Consider the following 13,737-nt stretch of genomic DNA (forward strand, 5'->3'; position numbering starts at 1 on the left):
TAGCGATATTTCTAATATGAACAAAAACGAGGTTGCTCGGAATGGGTCTCGTCGGAAATGACGCTTTCGAAACGGAGATGGTGAGGTAGAATATGCTCTATCTTTTTCTTGTGAGGCTAACCATTAGCGCTTTATTGGTGCTTGGTGTGCAGATTAGTGCTCTTTATTTCCTTCTTATGATAGTGCTGCTGAATACTCATCATAAAGAGTTTTTTGGTTGGTAGCTTAAAAATAACAATAAAAATCGGGGCATTAGCCCCGATTTTTATTGTTTAATACCATGCAGATATCAATTATAGCACGTGTACTGATGTGGTATTGGTTGTGCCTGAAGCAACTAATGCCCCAGAAACCATAACGGCGATATCGCCTTTTTTACCTAAGCCAGACTCCAGAGCAATTTCTTTACCTAAACGGTAGAAATCATCGGTGCTGTCAATAGCGTTTACGACAACAGGCGTAATACCTTTGCTCAATACTAATTGAGCCGCTGTTTTCTTGTTTGTCGTTACAGCAATGATATTCGCGGTTGGGAAGTATTTACGTACAGAACGAGCTGATTTACCCGCTTCAGTTGCGACGACGATCAGCGGAGCTGCCAATTTTTCAGCCGTATCAACGGCACCTTTACATACTGCTTCAGTAATGCGTAGGCGAGGGCTGTCTAATCGTGAGCCGAGCTCTGCTTTTAACGCTGCATCGGTACGGTTTGCAATTTGAGCCATGATTGTGACGGCTTCAACCGGGTATTTACCTTTAGCCGTTTCACCAGAAAGCATAACGGCATCAGTACCATCCATGATCGCGTTCGCAACGTCACCCGCTTCAGCACGAGTTGGGCGAGGGTTTTTGATCATAGAATCTAGCATTTGTGTTGCAGTGATGACGACTTTACGAGCACGGTTACATTTTTCGATCATCATCTTCTGAGCAAAGATCACTTCTTCAGCTGGGATCTCAACACCTAGGTCACCACGAGCAACCATGATACCGTCAGATAACTCAAGAATTTCATCAAAGTTATCAACACCTTCTTGGTTCTCAATTTTTGAGATGATTTGGATATTTTCGCCGCCGTTAGCTGCTAATACTTCACGGATTTCTTTGACATCTGAAGCTTTACGAATGAAAGAAGCAGCAACGAAATCAACACCTTGCTCACAACCAAATTTTAGGTCATTTTTGTCTTTCTCAGACAATGCAGGCAGGTTAACAGAGACGCCAGGTAGGTTAACCCCTTTGTTTTCACCTAGTGCACCGTTGTTCAATACCTTACATTTTACTTCCGTAGCGGTTGTTGAAATCACTTCCATTTCAATCAAACCATCGTCGACTAAAATGGTGTTACCAGCAGAAAGGTCTTGTGCAAAACCTGCGTAAGTGACGGCAACCGTATTTTTATTACCTACAACAGAAGTATCAGTTGTAAAAGTGAACTCTTGGCCAGCAACGAGATCAACATCATCACCATTTTCAAGTTTGATAGTGCGGATTTCAGGCCCTTTAGTATCAAGCAAAATAGCAAGTTGCTTACCTGTGGCTTCCATGACTTTACGGAAGTTTGTAATACGAGTGCCATGCTCTACATAATCACCATGAGAGAAGTTCAAACGCATGACATTCATGCCAGCGTTAACCAGCTCAGTTAACTTCTCTACAGATTCAGTTTTAGGGCCAATCGTACAAACGATTTTGGTCTTTTTCATGGAAAGTGCTCTCCGGTAAGTAAATTAGGATGAATTTAAAGTTTAATTTAGTGTAATGCCTTGCTTTACAATGATCTCGTTAATGGCAAATTTCATTTCTCATTGCCAAACACCCTTCACGAGTATGTTTCACTCTAAAGCTGAAAGTCTTTCAACAGATCTAGTCATTTTATGACTGTTTATCTGAGGTGAAATTTCAGAAATCGACAACTTATCGACCTTAAAGAGGGATTGTTGCCAAAATATTTCGTTGGTTTCTGTAATTTATTTTCTTTTCGGGTGCGAATTCTATCATCTAATGAAGGCAATATCACGATTTAAGATTTGTCTTAGAACAAGGTTTTAGCTCTAAATATTAATTTTTTGGATCGAAATAAATGGACGTAAATGTTTCGAAGTGATTATAATTGGTTTCGAATCGAAATTAACGTAATCCGGTAAACATGTCTAAACGAAACACTCAGGTAAGACGACACGCCATTGCTCGCTTGGTTAATGAACAAGGAGAGGTTAGTGTTGAAGCGCTCTCTAGTCAATTTAAAACATCAGAAGTCACCATTAGAAAGGATCTTGCCTCTTTAGAGACCAACGGTTTATTGTTGCGTCGCTATGGTGGTGCTATTGCGCTTCCTAAAGAAGTCGTTGCTGACGAATTTAATGAAAAAGTTTCGATTCGAAAGTTATCATTAGCCAAGGCGGCTGCAAAACTGATTAAAGATCACCACCGGATTGTGATTGATAGTGGTAGTACGACGGCTGCACTTATTCAACAGTTGAATGATAAAAGAGGATTGGTTGTGATGACCAACTCTCTATATGTTGCTAATGCACTGAATGAACTTGAAAGTGAGCCTACTTTATTGATGACCGGAGGGACTTGGGATACGCATTCTGAATCTTTTCAAGGCAAAGTGGCTGAATCTGTTCTGCGCTCTTACGATTTTGATCAGCTTTTTATTGGCGCGGATGGCATTGATTTAGAGCGTGGAACGACGACTTTTAATGAGTTAACTGGCTTAAGCCAAGTGATGGCGGATGTTTCCCGAGAAGTTATCGTCATGATTGAGTCCGACAAAGTAGGGCGGAAGATCCCGAATTTAGAGCTCGCTTGGCAACGTATTGATGTCTTGGTCACCGATCGGGATCTGAGTGATGAGTGTGCCAAGCAGATTGAATCTCATCAAGTTCGAGTCATTCGAGCTTAATTACATCGAGACATATTACCTTGACGCTAGCCCACCTAATGGCCTTTGCTTGCTGCCTGAGGCTAGTTTCAAAAAATTAATAACATAATGGAGTTCGTATGTGTGGAATTGTGGGCGCAGTAGCGCAGCGAGATGTTGCTGAAATTCTAGTGGAAGGTTTACGCCGTTTGGAATATCGGGGGTATGACTCAGCGGGAGTCGCGGTAGTTGATGAAGAGAATCAACTAACCCGAGTTCGCCGGTTAGGAAAAGTACAAGAGTTAGCCGATGCGGTAGAAGCTGCGCAAGTGTCTGGTGGCACAGGGATAGCCCATACTCGTTGGGCAACGCATGGTGAACCTTCAGAGATCAACGCTCATCCACACATGTCTGGTGACATTGCCGTGGTTCATAATGGCATTATTGAAAACCATCAAGTATTACGCGACCTTTTGCGTGAACGGGGATATGTCTTCGAATCACAAACCGATACAGAAGTCATTGCTCATTTAGTGAATTGGGAACGTCGGACCTCTAGCTCATTGATTGAAGCATTACAAAAAGCGGTCAAACAGTTGGAAGGGGCTTACGGTACTGTCGTACTTGATTGTAACGATCCCAGCCGACTGGCGGTTGCTCGTTCCGGTAGCCCGATTGTGATTGGTTTTGGCGTTGGGGAAAACTTCCTCGCCTCCGATCAATTGGCGCTTCTGAGCGTTACTCGCCGCTTTATGTATCTTGAAGAAGGTGATGTTGCAGAAATCACTCGTCGAGAAGTGAATGTTTTTGCCGAAAATGGTGAACCTGTTGTACGCGAGATTATTGAATCTAATGCCGAGCACGATGCTGGAGATAAAGGCAAGTATCGTCACTTTATGCAAAAAGAGATTTTTGAACAGCCTACCGCTTTGATCAATACCATGGAAGGGCGGATCAGCCACGACACCGTGATCACCGAAAGTATCGGGGTACATGCCGCAGAGATCTTAAGCCAAGTGGAACATGTTCAAATTGTGGCTTGTGGCACCTCTTACAATGCAGGAATGACCGCTCGTTACTGGTTTGAAGCACTCGCCGGGGTCAGTTGTGATGTAGAAATTGCCTCCGAGTTCCGTTATCGCAAGTTTGTGACCCGCCCTAATAGCTTATTGATTACACTTTCTCAATCTGGAGAAACCGCCGATACATTGGCTGCGTTACGTTTAGCCAAAGAAAAAGGTTATATGGCGGCAATGACCATTTGTAACGTGGCGGGGTCTTCTTTAGTTCGTGAATCGGATTTTGCTTTTATGACCCGAGCGGGCATTGAAATTGGCGTCGCCTCAACCAAAGCCTTTACTACACAACTTTCAGCTCTGCTTATGCTGGTGACGGCATTAGGTAAACAAAAGCAGGTGATTGATAGCCAAAAAGAAGCGGATATTGTGCAAGCGTTGCATGCTTTACCTAGGCAGATTGAGCAAGCGCTCGCTTGTGAGAAACAGATAGAAGTGATTGCCGAAGACTTTGCCGATAAGCACCATACGCTATTTTTAGGGCGTGGTGAGTTTTATCCGATAGCCCTCGAAGCATCATTGAAGCTTAAGGAGATCTCTTACATCCATGCAGAAGCTTATGCCGCAGGCGAATTGAAACATGGGCCATTAGCCTTGATTGATGCCGATATGCCCGTTGTAGTCGTCGCACCCAGCAATGATTTACTAGAAAAGCTCAAATCCAATATTGAAGAGGTACGCGCCCGTGGTGGTTTGTTGTATGTCTTTGCCGACCAGGATGCGGGATTTGAGGCTGACGACACGATGAAGATCATTACCATGCCTCCGGTGAGTGCGATCACCGCACCAATCTACTACACCATTCCTATGCAGTTACTTTCGTACCATGTTGCATTGATCAAAGGCACCGATGTTGACCAGCCCCGTAATTTGGCAAAAGCGGTAACGGTTGAGTAGGGATAGTATTGTAGGAGAGGAATAAAGGATTGCTCCCTGAAATGAGCTTAATTGTTCTTTATTTCTCTCCATTATATTGTAATTGCACCGTGCAGTAAAAGTAGTCAATATAGGCTAGTGAGGATATATCAGAGTATTAAGAAGAAAGCCCAAGTATTTTTATAAGCTGGAAAAACATTAATATAGTTATACTTACGTTCATATTTAATTTTAAGGCTATTTAAACATCAACATGACAGCAGCAATATTACGCGCTGTGGATTCAATATTGAATGCTGCTTCTTTTAGTGCTGTTGATAAATCAGTTGCACGGGGAACAATATCAAATACGGCGTTGATTCCGTGATCGTGGACGATAGAGTAATCTTGTGACAAGCATCCGGCGATCCCAATGACGGGAATGTTTGCTTTTTGGCATAATCTCGCAACACCTATTGGGGTTTTACCATGAATAGTCTGGCTATCTATACGACCCTCTCCGGTAATAACAACATCAGCACCTTGGATAAGCTCTGCTAAATGAGTGGCTTCAATCACAATATCAATGCCGGGCTTCATCACCGCATTGAGTAATCCGTATAGGGCGGCACCTAGCCCTCCAGCTGCTCCTGCTCCTGGAACGTCTCTAATTTTTATACCCAATTGTTGTTCAACAATATCAGCAAAGTGAGATAGGTTTGCATCCAGAGTCAGTACCATATCAATACTTGCTCCTTTTTGTGGACCAAATATATGAGATGCGCCACTTACTCCACACAACGGGTTATCAACATCACATGCAACCTCAATAGTAATAGAGGCTAAACGTGGGTCGATATTGGATAAATCAATACGGTCTAGTTGGCTTAATGCGCCCCCACCGTATCCGAGTTCTATACCATTAACATCTAAAAAGCGGATACCGAGAGCTTGGCACATCCCAATTCCAGCATCATTTGTTGCACTACCGCCAATTCCCAATATCAGATGCTGAATTTCTAGATCTAACGCTGCCTTAATTAATTGTCCGGTACCAAAACTTGTTGTGATAAGTGGGTTACGTTGCTCTGCTTCGACTAAATGAATACCAGATGCTGATGCCATCTCGATGACGGCGGTTGAACCATCGCCCATCAAACCAAAATAAGCGTCTACTTCTCTACCCAAAGGGTCTAAAACTTTCGTCGGTATTATTTTTCCTTTACTAGAATCGATCAAAGATTGTACCGTTCCCTCACCACCATCAGCCATAGGAACTTTAATAATGTTAGCGTCGGGGATGATTTTACGCAGACCATTTTCAATATAAGTCGCCACTTCCAATGCTGTTAAGCTCTCTTTAAACGAGTCAGGTGCTATCACTATTTTCATTTTTTTCTCCGCTTAAACCCCAAATAAGTTAAACACACCCAATAACAATACGACACAATGCTGATGACTAAACTAACTAAAAATTGGCAAGGTGTTCTTATGTTCTTCATCTCTCCACGGAGGTGGCGGTGACGATTCGATTCATAAGAGCAGAGAAAATATATCAGAGTTAATACTAGTAGCTAATAATATTAACTCTGATACCACTATATAAGCTTGCTACTTATTGAATAATGGTCGTAGTTGTTCATATAAAGTGGTATATATTCTGCGTTTTTTAGAAAGAGATAAATGTTTTTCTTTATTAGGGATATGGTGCTGGAGAATTTTTGGCTGTACGCAAATTTTCTTAATAGAGGAAGCCTCTTTACACACTCCCAGTTGGGCAAGACGAGCCGCACCTAAAGCTGGACCTATGTCTCCTCCTTCGCGGTAAATTAGTGGCTTATTAAAAATATTGGAGAGCAATTGTCTCCAGTATTCACTTTTTGCTCCTCCTCCTATCAGAGTTATTTCACTGGGAATATCTCCGGTAATATGTAGAGCATCTAAGCCATCTGCGAGAGCAAATCCAACCCCTTCTAGTACCGCCTGTGCCATGTCTTGGGCAGTGGTATCATGCGTTAAACCAAAGAATACACCTTGAGCATTCGGATTATTGTGTGGGGTACGCTCTCCAGATAAGTAAGGTAAAAAAATCAGTGAGGTATCAGGTTTTTGTTGTTCAAGTTCATTCATCATGAGTGGAACGTTGTCAAATCCAGTGATTTTAGCGATCCAATTTAGACAAGATGCGGCACTTAAGATCACTGACATAGTGTGCCAAGTATTCGGTAAAGCGTGACAAAATGAATGCAGTGCAGATTCTGTGTTTGAGACAAAACCTTTGCTAACAGCAAAGTAGACTCCAGAAGTACCCAGTGAAATCATCGCATGGCCGGGAGAGACAATACCGACACCAATAGCTCCAGCCGCATTATCACCACCACCAGCGACAACAGGTATTTCCTGCAGCCCGAACTGTTTTGCAATCTCAGGGCTGAGTGAGCCGGTTATTTGATTCCCCTCATACAAAGCTGGCATATGGGTTCTGTTAAGTTGGCATGCATGCAGTAATTCATCGCTCCAATCACGTTTGCCAACGTCTAACCACATAGTGCCAGCAGCGTCAGAAAGATCGGTAGCAAAATCTCCGGTTAGCAGAAATCTTAGATAGTCTTTAGGAAGTAAAATTTTGGCGACTTGGGAAAAACATTCCGGTTCATGTTTCTGTAACCATTTAAGTTTTGGAGCGCTGAATCCCGGCATCATCAGGTTGCCGGTAATCGCTCTGCTCTCTGGTACAAGTTGTTCCAACTCCTGACACTCTACTTCACAGCGACCATCATTCCATAAAATAGCTGGACGCAGCACATGGTTATTCTTATCCAGTAGAGTGACACCATGCATTTGCCCTGATAATCCAAGGGCTTTTACTTCTGCAAGTGAGTGCTGTTTATTCAGTTCAGCTAGAGCATTTTGGGTTGCTTCCCACCAATCATGAGGGTTTTGCTCAGACCAAAGTGGTTGAGGGCGCGAGACAGTTAAAGTAGTCGTGGTAGAGGCGATAATTTCCCCTTCCTCAGACAAAAGAATCGCCTTGATACCAGAAGTGCCTAAATCAATGCCGATATACATATTCTATTCCTTGACGGTTATTACCATACTTGTTATTAAATAGGGTGCTTATTTGATTCTAGCTATTTATTTTCCCTGCTCAATTATGTTTTTTATTAATGGCATTAAGATATTTCACGACTCATTTTTCGATCACATTATCTTGGGGATTTTATTGTTAATCTGTATTAATTCCTTAACAAGGTAGTGGTTGCTATGGATAAAAACTATCAAATTTCACTGTTGTTCAATGCAAATAAAGTGTATGACCGGCAAATAATGGAAGGAATAGGTGAATATTTACATGCATCTCAAACGCATTGGAATATCTTTGTAGAGGAAGATTTTACAACGAATATGGAGCATTTCTGTACTTGGGACGGGGATGGTATTATTGCTGATTTTGATAATCCTCAGATAGAATCTTTGCTCAAAAATACCACAATTCCTGTTGTTGGGGTTGGTGGCTCTTATAGTGATGAGTCTCTGTACCCTGATGTACCGTATGTTGCTACCGATAACTTTAAACTGGTTGAAATGGCTTTCCAACACCTTAAAGAGAAAGGGCTGGAAAAGTTTGCTTTTTACGGTATACCAAATGACTCTTGGGAACGATGGGCACTAGAACGAGAAAAAGCATTTATTACGCTGGCTAGTCGAGATAACTATTTTCATTCTGTCTACCGAGGTTCGGAGACACACCCTAAGAGTTGGAAATATGATATGAATCGTTTAGCGGATTGGTTACAGCGCTTACCTAATCCTATTGGGATCATTGCTGTCACGGATGCCCGCGCTAGACATATCCTTCAGGCTTGTGATTATCTGGGATTAATGGTGCCTGATCGTATCGCTGTGATTGGCATTGATAATGAAGAAATGACTCGCTATCTGACCCGGGTTTCTCTTAGTTCTGTGGGGCAGGGAAGTAAATCAATGGGCTATAGGGCTGCTAAAATGCTGCATAGGCTATTAGAGCAACAAGAGCGTGATCCATCGGCTAATATAAAATCTAGCCGGATCTTAGTTCCCCCTACTCAAGTATTTGAACGCCAGAGCTCGGATTATCAGGCATTGAATGATCCTTATGTTATCCAAGCTCTGCACTTTATTCGGCATAATGCCTGTAAGGGTATAAAAGTGGATCAGGTGCTGAATCATATTGGTATTTCTCGATCAAATCTAGAAGCCAGATTTCGTGAAGAAAGAGGATACTCTATCCACAATGAAATTCATCACGTGAAATTAGAACGGGCAAAAAATTTATTGATTACCACTGAGCTTCCTATTGCTGAAATTGCGGAAACCTGTGGTTATCCTTCCTTGCAGTATATGTACTCTGTGTTTAAAAAAGCTTTCGGAAGCACGCCAAAAGAATATCGCTGTCAAACATCCACTATGAAATAACAAAGAAACCTACTATACACATATAGGTTTCTCTGTTTCATGGTGAAGTAATAACTATTGATTGATAATAACTTGCTCTTTATTTGTTGTGGCTGGTTTTTCCCATAATGCTTCTAATTCTTCCAAAGATCGTCCTTTTGTTTCTGGTACCCATCTATAGATAAAATAGATCGTAAAGATTCCCATAATACCGTATAGCCAGAACGGGAATCCCCCATTGAATGTTTGATAAATACGGCTTTCAGGATCGTTCATCATAGGGAAAGTCTGTGAAACAAAAAAGTTTGCTGCCCACTGGGCAAAAACAGCAATAGATAAAGCTTTTGAACGAATATTATTAGGGAATATTTCAGATAGAAGTACCCATACAACAGGACCGAGAGACAGTGCAAAAGCCCCAATGTAAAGTAGTACAAATACTAGTAGATAACCTCCGATAGCATTCATATATGCTGCTGTACCAATAGCAATCATACTGACTGCCATTAAGCTGGCACCTATCATCATAAGTGGTCTGCGACCGAATTTGTCTACAGTGAGAATCGCCACAACGGTAAAACTGAGGTTCACCGCACCAACCAAAATAGTTTGTAGTAACGCAATATCAATACTGGAATTACTAAAGCCTTTCAGGATTGTTGGAGCGTAATAGAGGAAAACATTGATCCCTGTGACTTGTTGGAGAACACTAAGCATGATACCAATCACAAGGACTCCCATAAATCCACCAGCGATAATGGCGCTATTATTACGCTGTTTGAATGACGATTGAATCTCTTGCCACTGATGTTCAACGTCTGATTTTGCTCCTTTATTTAGTGCGTTGAGTAGGGCATAAGCTTCCTCATTCCGCCCACGTAACACTAACCAGCGTGGTGTTTCAGGTACAGTAAAGAGTAAAACTAGAAAAAGAGCCGCAGGAATAACTTCCGATGCAAACATATAGCGCCAGCCTGTTACATTTAACCAGCTTTCTGTGCCAATAAGCGCAATGCCGTAATTAACAAAGTAAACCACTAACATACCAAAGATAATGGCGAACTGGTTACAAGCTACTAAGCCACCTCTCTTTTTAGGAGGAGCCACTTCAGCAATATACATGGGGGACACCATTGAGGCGATACCGACACCAATACCACCGATAATGCGGTAAATGACAAATGTCCAGTAACTTTCCGGAATTGCCGAGCCTATGGCGGAGATTAAAAACAGGAGAGCCGCAATTTTGAGCGCACCTCGCCTACCATAACGGGTACTGAAATCACCGGATAGAATTGCACCAATGACACAGCCAATTAAAGCTGAAGATGCTGCAAAGCCTAGTTCAGCAGCAGTGAGCTGAAAATAATGTTGTAGCGCTTCAGTTGCTCCTGATATGACAGCCGTGTCATAACCAAATAGGAGCCCACCAAGTGCCACCACCAAAGTAAGGTGGAGCACATTAATGTTGCGTTTCATATTTATTCCTCATTTTTATGTAGGGTCATAATATTCTTGTTGAGAAATAGGGATAAATAAATTACGGAATAAAACATTATTATTACGTTATTTAGTAAATGTGATATTAAAGCATTTATTTCATTAAGCTATTGAAATCTATAGTTCTGAGTAAAGTGTGGTTCGACTCACATTTGATAAATATCTAAACCTACTTATGAAAAATCATAATTGAATTGTGATGTGTAAAAATGAAAATAAAACAATACCTGATGTTTGATTTATTTCCAACTATTCAGATACCGCGGATTGTCAATCACAAAAATTAATGAGAGTAAAATATGAAAGAGTTTTTTCCTAATATAGATTCAATTAAATATGAAGGTTTGGAAACCAATAATGCCCTTGCTTTTCGTCATTATGATCCAGATAAAATGATTCTAGGTAAATCCATGAAGGATCATCTCCGTTTTGCTGCTTGTTATTGGCATAATTTTGTTTGGCCGGGTGCTGATGTATTCGGACAAGGCACTTTTGAGCGTCCATGGCAAAAAGTGGGTAACGAAATGGAACTGGCGCAGATGAAAGCGGATGTTGCATTTGAATTTTACAAAAAGCTGGGTGTGCCGTACTACTGTTTCCATGATGTAGATGTGGCACCAGAAGGTAATAATATCAAAGAATACACCCGTAATTTTGCCCATATGGTCGACGTTTTAGAAGCAAAGCAACAAGAAAGTGGAGTGAAACTACTATGGGGAACGGCAAATGCGTTCTCGAATCCTCGTTATATGGCAGGGGCGGCAACAAATCCGGATCCTAAAGTTTTCGCTTATGCAGCCACACAGATTTTTAATGCCATGAATGCGACTCAGCGTTTAGGCGGAGAAAACTATGTGCTATGGGGTGGACGTGAAGGTTATGAAACTTTACTGAATACGGATTTACGCCAAGAACGTGAGCAACTTGGCCGATTGATGCAGATGGTTGTTGAACATAAACATAAGAGCGGATTTAAAGGTACAATTTTGATTGAGCCTAAACCACAAGAACCCACGAAGCATCAATATGATTATGATACTGCTACTGTATATGGGTTCCTTAAACAATTTGGTTTAGAGAATGAAGTAAAAGTTAATATTGAAGCTAACCATGCAACGCTAGCAGGTCATAGTTTCCAGCATGAAATTGCGATGGCGACCTCTTTGGGTATCTTCGGCTCGGTGGATGCAAATCGTGGTGACCCCCAATTGGGATGGGATACTGATCAGTTCCCTAATAGTGTTGAAGAAAACACGTTAGTTATGTATGAGATCTTAAAATCGGGGGGCTTTACCACAGGCGGCTTGAACTTTGATGCCCGCCTACGTCGCCCTTCCATTGATGCAGAGGATCTATTCTACGGGCACATCGGTGGTATGGACACTATGGCATTGGCGCTGGAAAAAGCGGCTCTGATGATTCAAGATGACAAGCTAGGCAAAAATATTGCTCAGCGATATGCGGGATGGAATGAAACTTTTGGAAAAGCGATTCTCTCTGGTGAACATAGTTTAGAATCTATTGCTAAATTTGTTGTAGAGAATGATATCCAACCCCAGCGTGAGTCAGGGAAACAAGAGTACTTAGAAAACTTAGTCAATCGCTATATTTTCGATAAGTAATTACTAACCATATAGATTTTAGCTATCGTTGCAGTTTCATATTGCCCCTACTTTATCCAGTAGGGGCAAGGCATTACTGCCCTTGATAGAGTATTTACCATGAATATTTTTGCTAGATAAAAACACTAAAGCGTGCTATTCACGCTCTCAACCTCTAACCCTGCCGCTTTCCATTCAGGATAACCATCTTCAAGTCGACGCACTCGATAACCTTTTGCTCTAAGGTATTCGACGACTTCAAAAGAGAGCACACAATAAGGTCCTCGACAGTAAGCGACAATCTGTTGATTTTTAGGAATTAGGGCAAGATGGGCTTCTAACTCATCAAGCGTAATATTAAGCGCTCCAGGTAAATGACCTTGATTAAATTCATGCTCGGGGCGAACATCGATCAAAGTGACTGTTCCCTCTTGTAACTGGGAGAGGAGCGTTTCTCGTGACACTGGAGTCAGTGAATCTTTCTCATCAAAATAGTCATTCATTATTTGTTTTATCTCAGCTCGATTACGTTCTCCTACGCAACCTAATGCTTTAAGAAGAGCCACTACTTCATTTTGGTTAACAATACTGTACAGGATATTTTTTCCTCGACGTTCGGTTTCAACTAATCGTGCTCGGCGAAGAATTTGTAAATGACGGGATGTATTGGCAAATGTTAGCCCACTGAGTGCAGCTAGCTCTTCAACGCTATGTTGTCCTTGAGCTAAGTACTCTAGCAATTCCAAGCGATGTGAATGAGCAATACTTTGCGCTACCTCAGCTAAAGTGGTGTAAAGCGTATCTTTAGGAGCATGTAGTGGCATGTGGTCTCTCTGTAATTGAATTTACCCGAACAATAAAAGGTTAAATTAAGGATCCTACATGGGTTTGTTCTTGACAGCCAGAATACAACGATCAATCATTCAACACAATGATTGAATGTTTAAGTTTGTTTAGCATAAGAAAAATAAAGGAAAGGATATGAAAGTACTCATTATTTTTAATCGTGAACCCTATGACAATACGGATGTTACTTGGAATGGACTACGTTTAGCAGGTCAGTTGCTTGACACTGGGAATGATGTTCGGCTTTTTTTAATGAATGACTCGGTTGATATGGCACGAGATATTTGTAAGCCGCCAGAAGGTTATGATTAGGATCTCTCGCAAATGCTTAAAGATCTGATTACTCAAGGGGCTACCGTCAAAGTTTGTGGTACTTGCATGGCGCGTTGCGGTATTTATAAAAATCATCCTTATTTTGAAGGGGCTGAACATTCAACGATGCAAGCACTTGCTGAGTGGGTAACTGATAGTGAGCGAGTGCTAACTTTCTAAATAACCTGAGAGCGGTTTAAGCCATCGTTATCAAATCTGTTTTTTTAACAGGAGTAATATTGAG

11 protein-coding genes are annotated in these 13,737 nt (G+C 41.6%); 6 read left to right on the top strand and 5 right to left on the bottom strand.

Features of this window, described 5'->3' with window-relative positions; genetic code table 11:
* Positions 1-293: 293 nt before the first annotated feature.
* The gene (gene pykF, locus B5D54_RS10765; protein WP_078926552.1) at positions 294-1,706 is read right to left on the bottom strand and encodes a pyruvate kinase PykF; all 1,413 of its coding nucleotides are present in this window, start codon (positions 1,704-1,706) and stop codon (positions 294-296) included.
* Between the two features lie 443 nt (positions 1,707-2,149).
* On the opposite strand from pykF, the gene B5D54_RS10770 reads away from it, so the two are divergent.
* The gene (locus B5D54_RS10770; RefSeq protein WP_078926553.1) at positions 2,150-2,911 is read left to right on the top strand and encodes a DeoR/GlpR family DNA-binding transcription regulator; all 762 of its coding nucleotides are present in this window, start codon (positions 2,150-2,152) and stop codon (positions 2,909-2,911) included.
* A 98-nt stretch (positions 2,912-3,009) separates the two neighbouring features.
* The gene (glmS, locus tag B5D54_RS10775; RefSeq protein WP_078926554.1) at positions 3,010-4,842 is read left to right on the top strand and encodes a glutamine--fructose-6-phosphate transaminase (isomerizing); all 1,833 of its coding nucleotides are present in this window, start codon (positions 3,010-3,012) and stop codon (positions 4,840-4,842) included.
* Positions 4,843-5,058: 216 nt separating this feature from the next.
* On the opposite strand, the gene B5D54_RS10780 is transcribed toward glmS, so the two are convergent.
* The gene (locus B5D54_RS10780) at positions 5,059-6,192 is read right to left on the bottom strand and encodes a glycerate kinase (protein WP_078926555.1); all 1,134 of its coding nucleotides are present in this window, start codon (positions 6,190-6,192) and stop codon (positions 5,059-5,061) included.
* Positions 6,193-6,411: 219 nt separating this feature from the next.
* Complete coding sequence (xylB, locus tag B5D54_RS10785; protein WP_078926556.1) at positions 6,412-7,869, bottom strand: xylulokinase; 1,458 nt, start codon at positions 7,867-7,869, stop codon at positions 6,412-6,414.
* Between the two features lie 195 nt (positions 7,870-8,064).
* Here xylB and B5D54_RS10790 point away from each other — a divergent pair, with 195 nt between their 5' ends.
* On the top strand, positions 8,065-9,255 hold the full coding sequence (locus B5D54_RS10790) for a XylR family transcriptional regulator (RefSeq protein ID WP_078926557.1): 1,191 nt from the start codon (positions 8,065-8,067) through the stop codon (positions 9,253-9,255).
* Positions 9,256-9,309: 54 nt separating this feature from the next.
* Here the strand turns inward: B5D54_RS10790 and B5D54_RS10795 are convergent, their stop codons facing one another.
* Positions 9,310-10,713 (bottom strand): sugar porter family MFS transporter, encoded by a 1,404-nt coding sequence (locus tag B5D54_RS10795; protein WP_078926558.1) that lies wholly within the window; start codon positions 10,711-10,713, stop codon positions 9,310-9,312.
* A gap of 320 nt (positions 10,714-11,033) precedes the next feature.
* On the opposite strand from B5D54_RS10795, the gene xylA reads away from it, so the two are divergent.
* The gene (xylA, locus tag B5D54_RS10800) at positions 11,034-12,356 is read left to right on the top strand and encodes a xylose isomerase (RefSeq protein ID WP_078926559.1); all 1,323 of its coding nucleotides are present in this window, start codon (positions 11,034-11,036) and stop codon (positions 12,354-12,356) included.
* A 125-nt stretch (positions 12,357-12,481) separates the two neighbouring features.
* Here xylA and B5D54_RS10805 read toward each other — a convergent pair whose 3' ends face one another.
* Positions 12,482-13,159 (bottom strand): ArsR/SmtB family transcription factor, encoded by a 678-nt coding sequence (locus tag B5D54_RS10805; protein WP_078926560.1) that lies wholly within the window; start codon positions 13,157-13,159, stop codon positions 12,482-12,484.
* Positions 13,160-13,316: 157 nt separating this feature from the next.
* Here B5D54_RS10805 and B5D54_RS17280 point away from each other — a divergent pair, with 157 nt between their 5' ends.
* Both B5D54_RS17280 and B5D54_RS17285 read left to right on the top strand, forming a co-directional pair.
* On the top strand, positions 13,317-13,493 hold the full coding sequence (locus tag B5D54_RS17280; RefSeq protein ID WP_199251521.1) for a DsrE family protein: 177 nt from the start codon (positions 13,317-13,319) through the stop codon (positions 13,491-13,493).
* 12 nt (positions 13,494-13,505) lie between these two features.
* Complete coding sequence (locus B5D54_RS17285) at positions 13,506-13,673, top strand: DsrE/DsrF/TusD sulfur relay family protein (RefSeq protein WP_199251522.1); 168 nt, start codon at positions 13,506-13,508, stop codon at positions 13,671-13,673.
* The last annotated feature ends 64 nt before the right edge of the window (positions 13,674-13,737 follow it).

The organism is Vibrio cincinnatiensis DSM 19608 (genome assembly GCF_900167345.1).
Taxonomy (GTDB): domain Bacteria; phylum Pseudomonadota; class Gammaproteobacteria; order Enterobacterales; family Vibrionaceae; genus Vibrio; species Vibrio cincinnatiensis.

Excerpts from the sequence above, each read along its gene's own strand:
- pykF (WP_078926552.1), bottom strand. The coding sequence starts at position 1,706 with ATGAAAAAGACCAAAATCGTTTGTACGATTGGCCCTAAAACTGAATCT.
- B5D54_RS17285 (WP_199251522.1), top strand. The coding sequence starts at position 13,506 with ATGCTTAAAGATCTGATTACTCAAGGGGCTACCGTCAAAGTTTGTGGT.
- xylB (WP_078926556.1), bottom strand. The coding sequence starts at position 7,869 with ATGTATATCGGCATTGATTTAGGCACTTCTGGTATCAAGGCGATTCTT.
- xylA (WP_078926559.1), top strand. The coding sequence starts at position 11,034 with ATGAAAGAGTTTTTTCCTAATATAGATTCAATTAAATATGAAGGTTTG.
- glmS (WP_078926554.1), top strand. The coding sequence starts at position 3,010 with ATGTGTGGAATTGTGGGCGCAGTAGCGCAGCGAGATGTTGCTGAAATT.
- B5D54_RS10790 (WP_078926557.1), top strand. The coding sequence starts at position 8,065 with ATGGATAAAAACTATCAAATTTCACTGTTGTTCAATGCAAATAAAGTG.
- B5D54_RS10780 (WP_078926555.1), bottom strand. The coding sequence starts at position 6,192 with ATGAAAATAGTGATAGCACCTGACTCGTTTAAAGAGAGCTTAACAGCA.
- B5D54_RS10770 (WP_078926553.1), top strand. The coding sequence starts at position 2,150 with ATGTCTAAACGAAACACTCAGGTAAGACGACACGCCATTGCTCGCTTG.
- B5D54_RS10805 (WP_078926560.1), bottom strand. The coding sequence starts at position 13,159 with ATGCCACTACATGCTCCTAAAGATACGCTTTACACCACTTTAGCTGAG.
- B5D54_RS10795 (WP_078926558.1), bottom strand. The coding sequence starts at position 10,713 with ATGAAACGCAACATTAATGTGCTCCACCTTACTTTGGTGGTGGCACTT.
- B5D54_RS17280 (WP_199251521.1), top strand. The coding sequence starts at position 13,317 with ATGAAAGTACTCATTATTTTTAATCGTGAACCCTATGACAATACGGAT.